Here is a 17,102-nt window from a genome sequence, read left to right on the forward strand (position 1 = left end):
AGGGCATCGCCCCGACCAACGGCACTGCGTGCGAGGAGCGCAGTGCCGTTCGCTTAGGCCTGCTGAGGCCCAGAATCGTTGCGGCGCACCGAGTTCTCGACGAGATCGAGAACGGCGGCCAGTCGCTGCGGATCTTCGCCGGAGGCCAGCCGGGCCACCAGCCCGTCCAGGACCAGTTCCAGGTAGCACTGCAACACGTCACCGGGTACGTCATCGCGCACCCGGTGTGCTTCCTTCTGCCGTTGCAATCGATCGTGGGTGGCGGCCGCTAGTTCCGCGGAGCGCTCCGACCAACCGCGGCTGAACGCGGGGTCGTTGCGCAGCTTGCGCGCGATCTCCAAACGGGTGGCCAGCCAATCGAACTGCTCGGGTGCGGCGAGCATGTCGCGCATCACCTGGATCAGCCCTTCGCGAGACGCGACGTCGGCCATCCGCTCGGCGTCCTCGTGCGCGAGCGCGAAGAACAGTGCGTCCTTATCCCGGAAGTGGTGGAAGATCGCGCCACGCGACATCCCGATCGACTGCTCCAGCCGCCGGACCGTGGCTCTGTCATACCCGTGTTCGGCGAAGCAACGACGAGCACCGTCGAGGATCTGGCGGCGCCGGGCCGCCAGATGGTCCTCGCTGACTTTTGGCATTTGGCCAGGGCTTTGGTCGGCTCGGGGGCTAGCCGGACTTCAGCATATTGCGCAGCACGTACTGCAAGATGCCGCCGTTGCGGTAGTAGTCGGCCTCACCCGGGGTGTCGATGCGCACCACGGCGTCGAACTCGACGTCGTCCCCGCCGGACTCCTTGACGGCCTTGACGTGCACCGTCTTCGGCGTCTTGCCGTCGTTGAGCGCGTCGATCCCGGTGATCTCGAAGATCTCGGTGCCGTCCAACCCGAGCTCCTGAGCCGTCTTGCCCTCGGGGAACTGCAGCGGGATGACGCCCATGCCGATCAGGTTGGAGCGGTGGATGCGCTCGAACGACTCGGCGATCACCGCCCGCACGCCCAGCAGCCGTGTCCCCTTGGCCGCCCAGTCTCGCGACGAGCCCGACCCGTACTCCTTGCCGCCCAGCACCACCAGCGGAATATTTTGTGCCGCATAGTTTTGCGCCGCGTCGTAGATGAAGGCCTGCGGAGCACCGTCCTGGGTGAAGTCGCGGGTATACCCGCCGGACACGTCGTCGAGCAGCAAGTTGCGCAGCCGGATGTTGGCGAACGTGCCGCGGATCATCACCTCATGGTTGCCGCGCCGCGACCCGAAGGAGTTGTAGTCCTTGCGGTCCACGCCGTGCTCGTCGAGGTACTGCGCCGCCGGCGTGCCCGGCTTGATGCTGCTGGCGGGGGAGATGTGGTCGGTGGTCACCGAATCGCCCAGCAGGGCCAGCACCCGGGCGCCGGTGATGTCGCCGACCGGCTCCGGCTCGGCGGGCATGCCCTCGAAGTACGGGGGCTTGCGCACATAGGTCGAATCCGCGTTCCACTCAAAGGTATTGCCGCTCGGGGTGGGCAGGTTGCGCCACCTTTCGTCGCCCTTGAACACGTCGCCGTAGCTCTTGGTGAACATCTCGGAGTTGATCGCCGAGGCGATGGTGTCGGAGACGTCTTTCTGCGACGGCCAGATGTCCTTGAGGAAGACGTCGTTGCCTTCTTTATCTGCCCCGAGCGGCTGACTCTCGAAGTCGAAGTCCATGGTCCCGGCCAGCGCGTAGGCCACCACCAACGGCGGCGACGCCAGGTAGTTCATCTTGACGTCCGGGTTGATGCGGCCTTCGAAGTTCCGGTTGCCCGACAGCACCGCGGTCACCGAAAGATCGTTGTCGTTAATGGCTTTCGAGATCTCCTCGGGCAGCGGGCCCGAGTTACCGATGCACGTGGTGCACCCGTAGCCGACCAGATAGAAGCCGAGCTTCTCCAGGTACGGCCACAGCCCGGCCTTGTCGTAGTAGTCGTTGACGACCTGAGAACCCGGCGCCATCGTGGTCTTCACCCACGGCTTGGAAGTCAGACCCTTCTCGACCGCGTTGCGGGCCAACAGCGCTGCGCCCAGCATCACCTCCGGGTTGGAGGTGTTCGTACACGACGTGACCGCGGCGATCACCACCGCGCCGTGGTCGAGCACGAATTCGCCACGCTCGTCGGAGCGCACCGTCACCGGGTTGCTGGGGCGGCCCTGGGAATGCGATGCGGCCGAATGCACCTGGACAACGTCGTCGGCGTGTCCGTTCGACACCGCGCCGGGATCGCTGGCCGGGAAGGTCTCCTCGACCGCCTCGTCCAGTTTCGAGTAGCCCTGCTGTCCGTCCTCGTCACCGTCGACGTAGCTGAGGATCTGCTCGCGGAAGGTCGGCTTGGCGTGCGACAACGGGATTCGGTCCTGCGGGCGCTTGGGGCCGGCGATCGACGGCACCACCGTGGACAGGTCGAGCTCGAGGTACTCGGAGAACGCCGGCTCATGCGTCGGGTCGTGCCACATGCCCTGCTCTTTGGCGTAGGCCTCGACCAGTGCCAGTTGCTCATCGGTGCGGCCGGTGAACTTCAGGTAGGAGATGGTCTCCTCATCGATCGGGAAAATCGCTGCGGTGGAACCGAATTCGGGACTCATGTTGCCGAGCGTGGCGCGGTTGGCCAACGGCACTTCCGAAACACCCTTGCCGTAGAACTCGACGAACTTGCCGACCACTCCGTGCTTACGCAACATCTCGGTGACGGTGAGCACGACATCGGTGGCGGTGACGCCCGGCTGAATCTCGCCGGTCAGCTTGAAACCGACGACGCGCGGGATCAGCATCGACACGGGCTGGCCCAACATCGCTGCCTCGGCCTCGATGCCGCCCACGCCCCAGCCGAGCACGCCGAGGCCGTTGACCATCGTGGTGTGCGAGTCGGTACCCACGCAGGTGTCGGGGTAGGCGGTTATTTCTCCCGCGTCGTCTGCGCGGGTCATCACAACGCTGGCCAGGTATTCGATGTTGACCTGGTGCACGATGCCGGTGCCGGGCGGGACGACCTTGAAGTCGTCGAAGGCGCCCTGCCCCCAGCGCAGGAACTGGTAACGCTCGCCGTTGCGTTCGTACTCGATCTCGACGTTGCGCTCGAAGGCGTCGGCGGTGCCGAACAGGTCTGCGATCACCGAGTGGTCGATCACCAGGTCGGCCGGCGCCAGCGGGTTGACCTTCTCCGCCTTACCGCCCAGGTCGCCGATGGCCTCGCGCATCGTGGCCAGGTCGACGATGCACGGCACGCCGGTGAAGTCCTGCATGACCACGCGTGCGGGGGTGTATTGGATCTCAATGCTGGGCTCCGCTTTGGGATCCCAATTCGCGATCGCCTCGATGTGGTCCTTGGTGATGTTGGCGCCGTCTTCGTTGCGCAACAGGTTCTCGGCAAGAACCTTCAGGCTGTAGGGGAGTTTCTCGGTATTGGGTACGGCGTCGAGACGGTAGATCTGGTAACTCTTGTCGCCGACCTTCAGGGTGTCGCGGGCTCCGAACGAGTTCACAGATTCTTTGCTGGTCACATCAACTCCCTGGGATTAAGTTCTTCCGTCGACGGGGCTGTGTCGGCGGATCGTCCGAACGATCATGCCAACTTTAACAGTACGCTTGTCCTGCAATACAGCGGCACACCAATTTCCAGTCTTGTCGGCCAGGGGCCGGGTTGAAACCCCTTTTCCCTACTGTTCGCGTACGGTGCCTGTAGCACCTGGGCTGTTCGGCGGGAGGAGGCACACAGTGACCGCGCAAGGTTCGTTCGAGCAACTACCGCAGACCACCTTCTTTTTGCAGCCGGTGCTGCCTGCCTACATTCCGCAAGACGTCAACATGACGGCCATCAAAGCGCAGGTCGCCGCGTCCGGGGTCAGCGCGCCACCGGACGTCATGCCGGCCCTGCTCGTCGTTGTCGATCAAGCGCATGCCGCCGGCATCAACCTGAAAATCGTGTTACTCGATCACAACCCGCCGAACGACACGCCGCTGCGCGATATCTCCACCGTCGTCGGCGCCGACTATCACGACGCCACGGTCTTGACGCTGAGCCCGAACTTCGTCGGCACCTACAGCACGCAGTTCCCGCGCGTCACGCTCGAGGCCGGCGAAGACATCGCCAAGACGGGCAATCCGGTGGTCTCGGCGCAGCACTTTTTGCATGAGCTCGAAACCCCGGAATTCCCGTGGACGGGCCTGACTATTTTCTTGCTTGTCGGCGTGCTCGCCGCGGCCGTCGGCGCCCGCTTCCTGCAGTTGCGCGCTAGGCGGTCAGCAACCTCGGTCGACGCCGCGGCCACTTCGAACGAAGAGTCGGCCGAGGGCGTCTAACCACGCACATCCGAACCGGCCCATTCGGCCGGGCGGAACTCACGACGCTGCGCGGCAAATCGCGTAGGTCACCGTTCGGTCACATTAAACGCACGTAGAGGGTTGCGATTTGTGACGACCATATCTTCGCCGACCACTGTGACGTACGGTGCAAAAGATGCTCGTGTTGTCTTTGGCGCTAATAGAGAAAATTGGGGCTGGCGCCGCCGTCCGCGTTGAGCCCAAGGGGAGCTAAGTCGAATGAGACGCACACGCCGGGGCTCTGCTGCGCGACCGTTCGCCAGGCTGGTCCGTCCGGTCATTCCGTCGGTCCTATGTGTGGCCATGCTGGTCACCACACCCGGTCTGGCGCAGGCTGATCCGAACGCCGACAGCCTCGGCGTGCTGATCGCCAACGTCGCCAAGGCCAACCAGCGGCTGGAGGATCTGAGCGCCGAAATCCAGGGCGAGCAAGAGGCCGTCAACAAGGCCCTGGTCGACGTCGAGACCGCCCGGGACAACGTGACCGCGGCCGAGCACGATCTCGAGGTCAGCCAGCAGTCGGTCAAGGATGCCAATGCGGCAATCGCTGCCGCCCAACGCCGTTTCAACACTTTCGCCGCCGCCACTTACATGAATGGTCCGTCGGGCAGCTACCTGACCGCACGCAGCCCCGAGGACATCATCGCGACCGAAAGCGCCTCGAGGACCCTGGCGGCCAGTGCCCAGACGGTGCTGGACAACCTGCAGCGGGCCCGCACCGAGCAGGTGAACAAGGAGTCCGCGGCGCGCCTGGCCAAGCAGAAGGCCGAAAAGGCCGCTGCCGACGCGAAATCCAGCCAGGACGCCGCGGTGGCCGCGCTGACCAACTCGAAGCACAAGTTCGAAGAACAGCGCGAGCAGATCACCCGGCTGGCCGCTGAGCGTGACGAGGCCCAGGCCAAACTTCAGCAGGCCCAACTCGCGTCCGCGCATTGGTCTACCGGGGCCGGCGGCGGCACGCCGACGACGGGGGACCGCTGGGATCCGGGAGCGCCGGCCGGGCAGGCCCCGTCCGGCGGACGGCACTGGGACGGCTGGGATCCCACGCTTCCGATGGTGCCGAGTGCCAACGTGCCCGGTGACCCGGTCGCGGTGATCAACCAGGTGCTGGGCATCTCGGCCACCTCGACGCAGGTCACCGCCCAGATGGGGAAGGGCTTCCTGCAGTCGATCGGCATTCTCAAGCCCGACGACACCGGGATCACCAACGCCAACCCGGGCGGCGTCGGCGGACGCATCCCGCGCGTCTACGGCCGACAGGCCTCCGAATACGTGATCCGTCGCGGCATGTCGCAGATCGGCGTGCCCTACTCCTGGGGCGGTGGCAACGCGGCCGGCCCGAGTAAAGGCATCGACTCCGGCGCCGGGATCACCGGCTTCGACTGCTCGGGCCTGGTCCTGTACTCGTTCGCCGGGGTGGGCATCAAGCTGCCGCACTACTCGGGTTCGCAGTACAACCTGGGCCGCAAGATCCCGTCCTCCCAGATGCGTCGCGGCGACGTCATCTTCTACGGCCCCGGCGGTAGTCAGCACGTGACCATCTACCTCGGTCAGGGCCAGATGCTCGAGGCCCCCGACATCGGTTTGAAGGTGCGCGTCGCACCCGTGCGCACCAGCGGCATGACCCCCTACGTGATTCGCTACATCGACTATTAAACGAGGATGACTACCAAACGAGGATGACTACCGAACGAGGAGCTATGCGGCACAAGCGATTTCGCCTGTTCAACTTGGCCTGGATCACCACTTTGGTGACCGGGCTGATGTTGTCTGTAGCCGCCCCGGCCAACGCCGATCCCGGAACGTGGGATCCGACCCTGCCGGCGACGATCAGCGCCGGTGCCCCGGGCGATCCGCTCGCCGTCGCAAACGCGTCGCTGCAAGCCACCGCGCAGGCCACCCAGACCACGATGGACTTGGGCAGGCAATTCCTCGGCGGTCTGGGAATCAACATCCTGGGTGATCCCGCCCCCGCCGCATCCGCGACGCCCACCAACCCGGGCGCCAAGATTCCGCGGGCGAACGGCCGCCAGGCCATCGAGTACGTCATCAAAAGGATGGGATCGCAGATGGGCGTGCCCTATTCGTGGGGTGGCGGCTCGCTGCAGGGTCCGAGCAAGGGCATCGACGACGGTGCGAACATCACCGGGTTCGACTGCTCCGGTCTGATGCGGTACGGATTCGCCGGCGTCGGGGTGCTGATCCCGCGGTTCTCCGGTGATCAGTACAACGCCGGCCGGCACATCCCGCCCAGCGAGGCCCGCCGCGGCGACCTGATCTTCTACGGCCCGGGCGGCGGCCAGCACGTCACCATGTACTTGGGCAACGGCCAGATGCTGGAGGCATCCGGAAGCGCGGGGAAAGTGACCGTGAGCCCCGTGCGCAAGCCCGGTATGACGCCGTACCTGACTAGGATCATCGAGTACTGACCCAGGTGTGCCGTCAGATCGCGGCTCGTCAGCGAGCCGTGGCGTCGACGGAATCCCAGGCGCCTGGAATAGTTGGACAAAGGCACGGGGCTGACCCGCGGCATTCGTCGTGATGGCAGATGTGTCTGATTGAGCTGTGTCGGTTGAGCTGAAGAGAGAGATGTAGATGACAGCAGCAGGTGGGCCGCCCCCGGGCGCCAGTGGTTACTCGGGTCCGGGCGGGCAGTCTGGCCCCGGAGCCCATGCGGCGCCGTCAGGTGGTGCCGATGGATTGGCTGCCGAAGTACACACCCTGGAACGGGCCATCTTCGAGGTCAAGCGCATCATCGTGGGCCAGGACCAGCTCGTCGAGCGGATGCTGGTCGGTCTGCTGTCCAAGGGTCACGTGCTGCTCGAAGGTGTGCCCGGCGTCGCCAAGACGCTGGCCGTCGAAACGTTCGCGAAGGTCGTCGGCGGCACGTTCGCGCGTATCCAGTTCACCCCCGACCTGGTGCCCACCGACATCATCGGTACCCGCATCTACCGGCAGGGCAAGGAAGAGTTCGACACCGAGCTCGGCCCGGTCGTGGTCAACTTCCTGCTCGCCGACGAGATCAACCGTGCGCCCGCCAAGGTGCAGTCGGCGCTGCTGGAGGTCATGGCCGAGCGTCAGGTGTCCATCGGTGGTAAGCGATTCCCGCTGCCCAACCCGTTCCTGGTGATGGCGACGCAGAACCCGATCGAGCACGAGGGCGTCTACCAGCTGCCCGAGGCGCAGCGCGACCGCTTCCTGTTCAAGATCAACGTCGGCTACCCCTCGCCCGAGGAAGAGCGCGAGATCATCTACCGGATGGGCGTCAAGCCACCGCAGCCCAAGCAGATCCTGGACACCAACGACCTGTTGCGGTTGCAGGACATCGCGGCCAACAACTTCGTCCACCACGCGCTGGTCGACTACGTGGTGCGCGTGGTCACCGCCACCCGCCACCCCGAGCAGCTCGGCATGAACGACGTCAAGACCTGGATCTCGTTCGGCGCATCTCCGCGCGCGTCGCTGGGCATCATCGCGGCCTCGCGTTCGCTGGCGTTGGTCCGCGGTCGCGACTACGTGATCCCGCAAGACGTCGTCGAGGTCATCCCCGACGTGCTGCGCCACCGGCTGGTGCTGACCTATGACGCGCTGGCCGACGAGATCTCGCCCGAGATCGTCATCAACAGGGTCCTGCAGACTGTTTCCCTTCCGCAAGTGAATGCCGTTCCGCAGCAAGGGCATTCGGTTCCGCCGGTGATGCAGGCTGCGGGCGCGGCCAGTAATCGGTGACCGATCCGAACCCCGCCGCCAAGCCCGCGGCTCTGCACCCGCCGTCGTTTGAGCGCGGGCAGATCGACGACCCGAAATTGTCGGCGGCGCTGCGCACGCTCGAGCTGACGGTACGGCGCAAGCTCGACGGTGTCCTGCACGGCGACCATCTCGGCCTGATCCCCGGACCGGGTTCGGAGCCGGGGGAGTCGCGGGAGTATCAGCCCGGCGACGACGTCCGCCGGATGGACTGGGCGGTCACCGCGCGCACCACCCACCCGCACGTCCGGCAGATGATCGCCGACCGCGAGCTGGAAACCTGGATGGTGGTCGACATGTCGGCCAGCCTCGACTTCGGGACCACCGTCTGCGAGAAGCGGGATCTGGCAGTGGCCGCCGCGGCCGCCATCACGTTCCTCAACAGCGGCGGCGGTAACCGGCTCGGTGCGCTCGTCACCAATGGGGCGACGACGGTCCGGGTGCCGGCCCGGTCCGGGCGCCAGCACGAGCAGACGCTGTTGCGCACGATCGCGACGATGCCCAAGGCGCCGACGGGTGTGCGCGGCGACCTGGCGGTTGCCATCGACGCGTTGCGCCGGCCGGAACGCCGCCGCGGGATGGCCGTGATCATCAGTGACTTCCTCGGGCCGATCAACTGGATGCGCCCGCTGCGCGCGATCGCGGCCCGCCACGAGGTGCTGGCCATCGAGGTGCTCGACCCACGCGATATCGAACTGCCCGACGTCGGCGACGTCGTGCTGCAGGACGCCGAGACCGGTGTGACCCGCGAATTCACCGTCGATGCGCAACTGCGCGACGACTTCGCCAAGGCGGCCGCGGCGCATCGTGCCGACGTGGCCCGAACGATACGTGGTTGCGACGCACCGGTTTTGACGCTGCGCACCGACCGCGACTGGATCGCCGACATCGTCCGCTTCGTGGAGTCCCGCCGGCGCGGGGCTATGGCGGGGCGCCAGTGACGTTGCCGTTGCTGGGCGCGATGTCGCTGTCCGGGTTCGCTCACGCATGGTGGTTCCTCTTCCTGCTCGTCGTTGCCGGGTTGGGCGTGCTGTATGTGCTGATGCAGCTGGCCCGCCAGCGGCGCATGCTGCGGTTCGCCAACATGGAGCTGCTGGAAAGCGTCGCCCCCAAGCGGCCCGCCAAGTGGCGGCACCTGCCGGCGATCCTGCTGGTGGCATCGCTGGTGCTGTTGACCGTCGCGATGGCCGGGCCGACGAACGACGTCCGGATTCCGCGCAACCGGGCGGTGGTGATGCTGGTGATCGACGTATCGCAGTCGATGCGTGCCACCGACGTCGAACCCAACCGGATGGCCGCCGCGCAGGAGGCCGGTAAGCAGTTCGCCGACGAGCTCACCCCGGGCATCAACCTCGGGCTGATCGCCTACGCGGGGACCGCGACGGTGCTGGTGTCGCCGACGACCAACCGCGAGGCGACCAAGGTCGCGCTGGACAAGCTGCAGTTCGCCGACCGCACCGCGACCGGGGAGGGGATCTTCACCGCGCTGCAGGCCATCGCCACCGTCGGCGCGGTCATCGGCGGCGGTGACAAGCCGCCCCCGGCCCGCATCGTGCTGTTCTCCGACGGCAAGGAGACGATGCCAACCAACCCGGACAACCCCAAGGGGGCTTTCACCGCCGCGCGGACCGCCAAGGACCAGGGCGTGCCGATCTCGACGATCTCGTTCGGCACCCCGTACGGCTTCGTCGAGATCAACGACCAGCGCCAGCCGGTCCCGGTCGACGACGAGACCCTGAAGAAGGTCGCCCAGCTCTCCGGCGGCAATTCCTTCAATGCGTCGACGCTGCAGGAGCTCAAGCAGGTCTACGCCTCGCTGCAACAGCAGATCGGCTACGAGACGATCAAAGGCGACGCCAGCGTGGGCTGGCTGCGATTGGGTGCGCTGGTGCTGGCGCTGGCGGCGCTGGCCGCGTTGCTGATCAACCGAAGGCTGCCGACCTAGCTGCTCTGTCTCTTCTGTCGGTCGCCTGTCTTCGCGAGCGTAACGCCACGGTGGTATTGGGGTCGACTTTCCTGCGTGTGATTACGCTCGGCGAGCGCGGGCCGCACTGACGCGTCGGATGATGTCGTCGCGATGGTCTTCGGCGACAACCCTAACGACGAGCCAGCCCATCCGGTCGAGCATCTCCAGACGGCGGATGTCTTTGACGTATTGGGCCCGACTGGACCGGTGTTGATCGCCGTCGTACTCGACAGCGACTTTGATTTCCTCCCAGCCCATATCCAAATACGCTTCGGCCCAACCCCATTCATTGCGCACTGCAATCTGTGTCTGCGGCCGTGGAAATCCCGCGCTCACCAGCAGCAAGCGCAGCCAGGTTTCTTTCGGCGACTGCGCGCCGCCGTCGACCAGTTCGAGAGCCGTTCTGGCGGCCCGCAAGCCCCGCCGGCCGCGATAGCGCTCGACGAGCAGGTCGACATCGGCCGGCTTGACATCGGTCGCTTGCGCGAGTGCGTCGACCGCCGCGACGGCAATCCCCAACGGGTACCGCCTGACCAGATCGAGTGCGGTCCGCGCCGGTGTGGTTACGCGCATCCCGACAATGACGCCGATCTCATCACCGTCGATGCGCTCTTCCCAAACTCGCACTCCGGCGGCGGGACGCCGGTTGGTGTCGATGATCGCGGCGGGCAAAGCCGGATCAATCCACTTCGCTCCATGCAGAGCGGAGGCGGAAAAGCCGGCGAGGACGCCGCGGCGTTGGGAGCGCAGCCAGCAGGCCTTCGCGCGCAGCAGGGGCGTTAGCTCGGTATCCCGCGGCACGTACACGTCTTTGTGTAGCGCGACGTAGCGGCTCGTTAGCTCATGGCGAGACAGCCTGCGCGCAGTCAGGGCTTCGCTGCCGAGGAACGGGTCTGTCATGGCAGAAGTGTGCCTAGGACCGCCGACAGCAATCGACGAGCGTAACGCCACGCTGGCATTTGCTGAGATTTCTCTGCGTGACGTTACGCTCGCGGAGCGACCGGGAGGTGCCGTGACGCCTCGCCGCAAAAAGGGGCAGATTGGAGCTCTGCCACACCGAGACGATAGGTTGGCCGAGTGACTGACATGGCGACTGAGAAAGCCACTGAGTCCGCCACCGCCGGCGGCAAACCCCCATTCGTATCCCGGTCGGTCTTGGTGACCGGCGGAAACCGGGGGATCGGTCTGGCAATCGCCCAGCGGCTGGCCGCCGACGGCCACAAGGTGGCCGTCACACACCGCGGCTCCGGGGCACCCGAGGGGTTGTTCGGCGTCGTGTGCGATGTCACCGACAGCGAAGCTGTCGACCGCGCCTTCAAAGAGGTCGAGGAGCACCAGGGTCCGGTCGAGGTACTGGTGTCCAACGCCGGCATCTCCAAGGATGCATTTCTCATCCGGATGACCGAGGAGCGGTTCGAGGAGGTCATCAACGCCAACCTCACTGGCGCGTTCCGGGTCGCTCAGCGCGCCTCGCGCAGCATGCAGCGCAAGCGATTCGGCCGCATCATCTTCATCGGTTCGGTGTCCGGCAGCTGGGGCATCGGCAACCAGGCCAACTACGCTGCCGCCAAGGCCGGTCTGATCGGCATGGCCCGCTCGATCTCCCGGGAGCTGTCCAAGGCCGGCGTCACCGCGAACGTGGTGGCCCCCGGCTATATCGACACCGAGATGACGCGCGCGCTCGACGAGCGGATCCAAGAGGGCGCCTTGGAATTCATTCCGGCCAAGCGGGTCGGCACCGCCGAGGAGGTCGCCGGGGCGGTCAGCTTCCTGGCGTCTGAGGATGCGAGCTACATCGCCGGTGCGGTGATCCCGGTTGACGGCGGCATGGGCATGGGCCACTAAGCAGAGGATTGACATGACAAAACTACTCGAAGGCAAGCGGATCCTCGTCACGGGGATCATCACCGACTCGTCGATCGCCTTTCACATCGCCAAGGTGGCGCAGGAGGCGGGCGCGCAGCTGGTGCTGACCGGGTTCGACCGATTGCGGCTCATCCAGCGCATTGCCGACCGGCTGCCCGAGAAGGCGCCGCTGATCGAACTCGACGTGCAGAACGAAAAGCATCTGGACACCCTGGCCGAGCGGGTGACCGCCGAGATCGGCGAGGGCAACCAGCTCGACGGTGTGGTGCACTCCATCGGCTTCATGCCGCAGACCGGAATGGGCATCAACCCGTTCTTCGACGCACCATACGAAGACGTGTCCAAAGGCATCCACATCTCGGCGTACTCGTACGCGTCGCTGGCGAAAGCGGTTCTGCCGATTATGAATTCGGGTGGCTCCATCGTCGGTATGGACTTCGACCCAACTCGCGCGATGCCGGCGTACAACTGGATGACGGTCGCCAAGAGTGCACTCGAGTCGGTCAACCGGTTCGTGGCGCGCGAGGCAGGTAAGTCCGGCGTCCGCTCGAATCTGGTTGCTGCCGGGCCGATCCGGACGCTCGCGATGAGCGCGATCGTCGGTGGCGCCCTCGGCGAGGAGGCCGGCGCCCAGATGCAGCTGCTCGAGGAAGGCTGGGACCAGCGCGCTCCAATCGGCTGGAACATGAAGGACCCCACGCCGGTCGCCAAGACGGTGTGCGCGCTGCTTTCGGACTGGCTGCCCGCGACCACCGGCACCATCATTTACGCCGACGGCGGCGCCAGCACCCAATTGCTGTAGACGGCAATGGAATTTGACGCTGTCCTGCTGCTTTCCTTCGGCGGACCAGAGGGCCCGGAGCAGGTCCGGCCGTTCCTGGAGAACGTCACCCGGGGCCGCAACGTGCCGCCGGAACGACTCGACGACGTCGCCGAGCACTATTTGCATTTCGGCGGCGTGTCGCCGATCAACGCCATCAACCGCGCGCTGGTCATGCAGCTGGAATACGAACTGGCCCAGCGCGGTCAGCAGCTGCCGGTGTACTTCGGCAACCGCAACTGGGAGCCGTACGTCGAAGACACAGTTAAGACTATGCGCGACAACGGTGTTCGTCGCGCCGTGGTGTTCACCACGTCGGCGTGGAGCGGGTATTCCAGCTGCTCGCAATACAGCGAAGACATCGCCCGGGCCCGGGCGGCTGCCGGGCCCGATGCGCCCGAGTTGGTCAAGCTGCGGCCCTATTTCGATCACCCGCGGTTCGTGCAGATCTTCGCCGATACCATCGGCGCTGCCTCCGGTGCCCTGACTCCGGAGCAACAGGCCGGCGCGCGTCTGCTGTTCACCGCGCATTCGGTTCCGGTGGCCGCCGACGAGCGCCTCGGCCCGCGACTGTACAGCCGCCAAGTCGCTTACGCCGCAAGTCTTGTCGCGGCGGCTGCCGGATACACCGAGTACGACCTCGCCTGGCAGTCGCGCTCGGGACCACCGCAGGTGCCATGGCTGGAACCCGATGTCGCCGACCACCTCACGGCGCTGGCCGCGGCGGGCACCCAGTCCGTCATCATCTGCCCGATCGGTTTCGTGGCCGACCACATCGAGGTGGTGTGGGATCTCGATTACGAGCTGGCGGCCCAGGCCGAGGCGGCCGGTGTGGCGCTGGTGCGGGCCTCGACGCCGAACGCCCACCCGCGTTTCGCGCAACTCGCCGCCGACCTGATCGACGAACTGCGGTACGGCCGTGGCCCGGAGCGGGTGACCGGCCCCGATCCGGTGGCGGGCTGCCTGGGCAGCGTCAACGGCGCGGCATGCCGCCCGCCGCATTGCGTTGCGCGAGAAGGCGGTTAGTCGGCCCAGGCCGACTGCATGATCGCGTTCACCGCGGCCATCCGGGCCGAACGCACCACCGCGTTGAGCGGTCGCAGCGCGTCGCCCGCGATCCGCGCCTCCGACGACGATTGGGTGCCCACCGGCTCCAGCCCGGACGCCACGCGAGCCGCGAAGCGATCCGGTGCAGCGGCATCCGACGCCTGACTCAGCCCGGAGCTGACCGTGATGATCGCGTCGACGTGTGCGGCGTTCTCCAGCACCCGCAATGCACGCGACGGAGCGTGGTCGGGAATCCGGTGTTGCCGTGTGGATTCCAGTAGCTGCTCGACGAGCCCACGCGGATCGTCGATGTCGCTGGCCGATCCCAAGCCGATCGCTCCGAGCGCGTCGGCGGCCGACCGCACCGCCGACCGCAGCGAGTATTCGGCATCGCCCAGCTCGTGGTGATCGAACACCGGCGCGCCGGGCAGCGAGTACACCGTCCAGGCCAGCGCACACAACTCCGGTGAATCCGGCTCGTCGCCGTCGGCATCGTCGAGATCGGCATAGGAGAACTCGGGGACCAGGCCGACCGCCGCCGTCGGATCGTCGGGGTGCGCGATGATCACCGCCTCACCGGCGGCCAGGGCGTCGCGCTCGAACTGCGTCCCGGGGGCCAGGCCGCGCACGTCGCCGGGAACCGGCAGCACCACGTTGATCCGCCCGTGCAGCGGACCCGGCGCACCGGCGGTCCCCGGCAGCGTCACCCGGCCAACCGCGGCGCGCAGCGTCTGCAACAACGACACGGTCCCGGCGTCGTGGACGTCGGGCCACGGCAGTCCGGTATGACCGGCCGCGACGGCATCATACGCGGTGACGGATTGCTTTGGCGCCCAAAGGGATAACGCGTCCAATACGTCATCGGGCGCAGCCTTGCCGGCGAGCCAGGCGTTAGCCCACACGGACAGTGAAACACTCGGACACCACATGATCTCGCAGTGTAGTTGTTCGGTCCGGCAAAGGCGGATCACGCGTATTCTGACGGCATGGCGATCGCGCTGAGCTGGCTGATCTTCGCGCTGGCTCTTGCCGGTGCCGAGGCGCTGACGGGCGATATGTTCCTGTTGATGCTGGGCGGCGGTGCGCTGGCCGCCGCGGTCACGGCGTGGTTCACGAATTGGCCGATCCTGGCCGACGGCGCGGTGTTCCTGGTCGTCTCAATCCTGCTTGTCGTGCTGGTCCGGCCCGCATTGCGGCAGCGGATGACCCCCAAGTCGCTGCCGACGGGCATCGAGGCGCTCGAGGGCAAAAGCGCGCTGGTGCTCGATCGGGTTGCCCGCGACGAGGGTCAGGTGAAACTTGACGGCCAGGTGTGGACGGCGCGTCCGTTCAACGACGGCGACGTCTACGAGCCCGGCGAATCGGTCACGGTCGTGCACATCGACGGCGCGACGGCGGTGGTGTTCAAGCACTGATCGGTCGGCACAGACGCTGCGAAGACGCTGCGAGAGAAAGGAACTCCGGTGGAAGGTGCGGTTGCGGGTTTGGTGTTGCTGGCCGTTCTGGTGATCTTCGCGATCATCGTGGTGGCCAAGTCCGTGGCGCTGATACCGCAGGCCGAAGCCGCGGTGATCGAGCGTCTGGGTCGGTACAGCCGCACGGTCAGCGGGCAGCTGACGCTGCTGGTGCCGTTCATCGATCGCGTCCGGGCCCGGGTTGATCTGCGCGAGCGGGTGGTGTCGTTCCCGCCGCAGCCCGTGATCACCGAGGACAACCTGACGCTCAACATCGACACCGTGGTCTATTTCCAGGTCACCGTTCCGCAGGCGGCCGTCTACGAGATCAGCAACTACATCGTCGGCGTCGAGCAGCTCACCACGACCACGCTGCGCAACGTCGTCGGCGGTATGACGCTGGAGCAGACTCTGACCTCGCGCGACCAGATCAACGGACAGCTGCGCGGTGTGCTCGACGAGGCGACCGGTCGCTGGGGCCTGCGCGTCGCCCGGGTCGAGCTGCGCAGCATCGACCCGCCGCCGTCGATCCAGGCATCGATGGAGAAGCAGATGAAGGCGGACCGGGAGAAGCGGGCGATGATCTTGACCGCGGAAGGCACCCGGGAGGCGGCGATCAAACAGGCCGAGGGTGCCAAGCAGGCGCAGATCCTGGCCGCCGAGGGCGCCAAGCAGGCCGCGATCCTGGCCGCCGAGGCGGACCGGCAATCCCGGATGCTGCGCGCTCAGGGTGAGCGGGCCGCGGCCTACCTGCAGGCGCAAGGCCAGGCCAAGGCCATCGAGAAGACGTTCGCTGCGATCAAGGCCGGCCGGCCCACTCCGGAGATGCTGGCCTATCAGTACCTGCAGACCCTGCCGAAAATGGCGCAGGGCAGTGCCAACAAGGTGTGGGTGGTGCCCAGCGACTTCAGCGCGGCGCTACAGGGTTTCACCAAACTGCTGGGCACGCCCGGCGAGGACGGGGTGTTCCGGTTCGAGCCGTCGCCGGTCGAGGACGTGCCCCAGCACGCCCCCGCCGCGGACGATGCCGACGTGGCCGATTGGTTCTCCACCGAGACCGACCCCAAGATCGCCCAGGCGGTCGCCAAGGCCGAGGCGATAGCCCGCCAGCCGATCGACGGCCAGCCACCCGAATTGACGCAATAGGATTGTCAGATGAGTGTTGTGACTTCCCCGAAGACGTATACGGCGCTGGGTGCGTTTCACGCCGTCGACGCGGTGTTGTGCGGTGTCCAGATCGCCCCGATCAGGAAAATTCTGGATGACGTCGGACTCCCGGAGAACGTCAGGCCCGTGCTTCCGGTGGTGAAGTCCGCCGCTGCGGTCGGCTTGCTGTCGGTCACCCGTTTCCCCGCGCTGGCGAGGCTGACGACGGCGATGCTGACGCTGTACTTCGCCCTGGCGGTGGCCGCGCACGTGCGAGTGCGCGACAAGGTCGTCAACGGTCTGCCGGCTGCAGTGTTTCTGGCCCTGGTCGCCGCGATGACGGTTCGGGGACCGGATCAGAGTTAGTTAGCTCAGGGGGCCGCTGAAGGTCACGGTTGCGGCAAGGCCGGTTCGAGCGGAGTCGACGACGGCTGCGCGTGCGGCCCCGGCGGCAATGGCGGCATCGGCACCACGCTGGGCGCCGGCGCCACTCCGGTGGGCGCAGGCGGCGCGGGATACCCCGGCGTCTGGGAGGAAAACGGCGGTGGATACGGCGGCGGGGGCAGCTGGACGCGGATCGTAAACACCAGGCCGGTAATGGCGAAAGCGGCGATAGCGCCGACGATCAGCCCTGCCAGCCCGGCGGCGACCAGCGCGGCCGTGGAAAAGCGCCGCGCGGGTGCGCCGGCGTGGCTGTCGTCGGACGTCATGTCGCACCCCAGTGCTCGT

The 17,102-nt window shown here is 66.5% G+C and carries 17 protein-coding genes; 12 read left to right on the plus strand and 5 right to left on the minus strand.

What is annotated here, in order from left to right:
• Positions 1-53: 53 nt before the first annotated feature.
• Together AC5Y5O_RS17345 and acnA are read right to left on the minus strand one after the other, a co-directional pair.
• Complete coding sequence (locus tag AC5Y5O_RS17345) at positions 54-638, minus strand: TetR/AcrR family transcriptional regulator (protein WP_096286859.1); 585 nt, start codon at positions 636-638, stop codon at positions 54-56.
• A 28-nt stretch (positions 639-666) separates the two neighbouring features.
• Positions 667-3,507: an aconitate hydratase AcnA gene (gene acnA / locus AC5Y5O_RS17350; RefSeq protein ID WP_500026051.1), complete on the minus strand. Its 2,841-nt coding sequence runs from the start codon at positions 3,505-3,507 to the stop codon at positions 667-669.
• 262 nt (positions 3,508-3,769) lie between these two features.
• Here acnA and AC5Y5O_RS17355 point away from each other — a divergent pair, with 262 nt between their 5' ends.
• The 6 genes from AC5Y5O_RS17355 to AC5Y5O_RS17380 all read left to right on the plus strand — a co-directional run bounded on the left by AC5Y5O_RS17355 (position 3,770) and on the right by AC5Y5O_RS17380 (position 10,019).
• Positions 3,770-4,306 (plus strand): Rv1476 family membrane protein, encoded by a 537-nt coding sequence (locus AC5Y5O_RS17355; protein WP_341477086.1) that lies wholly within the window; start codon positions 3,770-3,772, stop codon positions 4,304-4,306.
• Between the two features lie 240 nt (positions 4,307-4,546).
• Positions 4,547-5,983: an NlpC/P60 family peptidoglycan endopeptidase RipA gene (ripA, locus tag AC5Y5O_RS17360; protein WP_096286861.1), complete on the plus strand. Its 1,437-nt coding sequence runs from the start codon at positions 4,547-4,549 to the stop codon at positions 5,981-5,983.
• A 44-nt stretch (positions 5,984-6,027) separates the two neighbouring features.
• The gene (gene ripB, locus AC5Y5O_RS17365; RefSeq protein ID WP_096286863.1) at positions 6,028-6,756 is read left to right on the plus strand and encodes an NlpC/P60 family peptidoglycan endopeptidase RipB; all 729 of its coding nucleotides are present in this window, start codon (positions 6,028-6,030) and stop codon (positions 6,754-6,756) included.
• Between the two features lie 166 nt (positions 6,757-6,922).
• Complete coding sequence (moxR1, locus tag AC5Y5O_RS17370; RefSeq protein ID WP_342928754.1) at positions 6,923-8,056, plus strand: chaperone MoxR1; 1,134 nt, start codon at positions 6,923-6,925, stop codon at positions 8,054-8,056.
• The gene (locus AC5Y5O_RS17375; protein WP_500026056.1) at positions 8,053-9,015 is read left to right on the plus strand and encodes a DUF58 domain-containing protein; all 963 of its coding nucleotides are present in this window, start codon (positions 8,053-8,055) and stop codon (positions 9,013-9,015) included. The genes moxR1 and AC5Y5O_RS17375 overlap by 4 nt, the downstream gene beginning before the upstream one ends.
• Positions 9,012-10,019 (plus strand): VWA domain-containing protein, encoded by a 1,008-nt coding sequence (locus AC5Y5O_RS17380; protein ID WP_096286869.1) that lies wholly within the window; start codon positions 9,012-9,014, stop codon positions 10,017-10,019. The genes AC5Y5O_RS17375 and AC5Y5O_RS17380 overlap by 4 nt, the downstream gene beginning before the upstream one ends.
• 81 nt (positions 10,020-10,100) lie before the next feature.
• Here AC5Y5O_RS17380 and AC5Y5O_RS17385 read toward each other — a convergent pair whose 3' ends face one another.
• On the minus strand, positions 10,101-10,940 hold the full coding sequence (locus AC5Y5O_RS17385) for a type IV toxin-antitoxin system AbiEi family antitoxin (RefSeq protein ID WP_500026059.1): 840 nt from the start codon (positions 10,938-10,940) through the stop codon (positions 10,101-10,103).
• Between the two features lie 186 nt (positions 10,941-11,126).
• Here AC5Y5O_RS17385 and fabG1 point away from each other — a divergent pair, with 186 nt between their 5' ends.
• From fabG1 to AC5Y5O_RS17400, 3 genes are read left to right on the plus strand one after another with little or no spacing between them, the layout of a single operon-like run.
• Entirely contained in the window at positions 11,127-11,885 is a 759-nt protein-coding gene (gene fabG1, locus AC5Y5O_RS17390) for a 3-oxoacyl-ACP reductase FabG1 (protein ID WP_165796352.1), read from the plus strand.
• Between the two features lie 13 nt (positions 11,886-11,898).
• Positions 11,899-12,708, plus strand: a complete 810-nt coding sequence (gene inhA / locus AC5Y5O_RS17395) for an NADH-dependent enoyl-ACP reductase InhA (RefSeq protein ID WP_096286875.1) — start codon at positions 11,899-11,901, stop codon at positions 12,706-12,708.
• Positions 12,709-12,714: 6 nt separating this feature from the next.
• Complete coding sequence (locus AC5Y5O_RS17400; protein ID WP_096286877.1) at positions 12,715-13,752, plus strand: ferrochelatase; 1,038 nt, start codon at positions 12,715-12,717, stop codon at positions 13,750-13,752.
• Here AC5Y5O_RS17400 and AC5Y5O_RS17405 read toward each other — a convergent pair.
• Positions 13,749-14,702, minus strand: a complete 954-nt coding sequence (locus AC5Y5O_RS17405) for an Rv1486c family protein (RefSeq protein WP_096286879.1) — start codon at positions 14,700-14,702, stop codon at positions 13,749-13,751. The two genes, AC5Y5O_RS17400 and AC5Y5O_RS17405, sit on opposite strands and share 4 nt — an antisense overlap.
• A 57-nt stretch (positions 14,703-14,759) precedes the next feature.
• On the opposite strand from AC5Y5O_RS17405, the gene AC5Y5O_RS17410 reads away from it, so the two are divergent.
• Genes AC5Y5O_RS17410 through AC5Y5O_RS17420 form a run of 3 tightly spaced genes read left to right on the plus strand, consistent with a single transcriptional unit; the run spans position 14,760 to position 16,739 of the window.
• Positions 14,760-15,188: an NfeD family protein gene (locus AC5Y5O_RS17410; RefSeq protein ID WP_096286881.1), complete on the plus strand. Its 429-nt coding sequence runs from the start codon at positions 14,760-14,762 to the stop codon at positions 15,186-15,188.
• A gap of 48 nt (positions 15,189-15,236) precedes the next feature.
• Positions 15,237-16,373: an SPFH domain-containing protein gene (locus tag AC5Y5O_RS17415; protein ID WP_096286883.1), complete on the plus strand. Its 1,137-nt coding sequence runs from the start codon at positions 15,237-15,239 to the stop codon at positions 16,371-16,373.
• Between the two features lie 9 nt (positions 16,374-16,382).
• A complete protein-coding gene (locus AC5Y5O_RS17420) occupies positions 16,383-16,739 on the plus strand; it encodes a DoxX family protein (protein WP_096286885.1) in 357 nt (118 codons plus the stop codon).
• Between the two features lie 23 nt (positions 16,740-16,762).
• On the opposite strand, the gene AC5Y5O_RS17425 is transcribed toward AC5Y5O_RS17420, so the two are convergent.
• Positions 16,763-17,083 carry a hypothetical protein gene (locus AC5Y5O_RS17425; protein ID WP_096286887.1) on the minus strand — a complete coding sequence of 107 codons (321 nt, stop codon included), beginning with the start codon at positions 17,081-17,083 and terminating at the stop codon, positions 16,763-16,765.
• Positions 17,084-17,102 lie beyond the last annotated feature (19 nt).

The sequence above is a fragment of the Mycobacterium sp. NGS40 genome, from assembly GCF_059812735.1.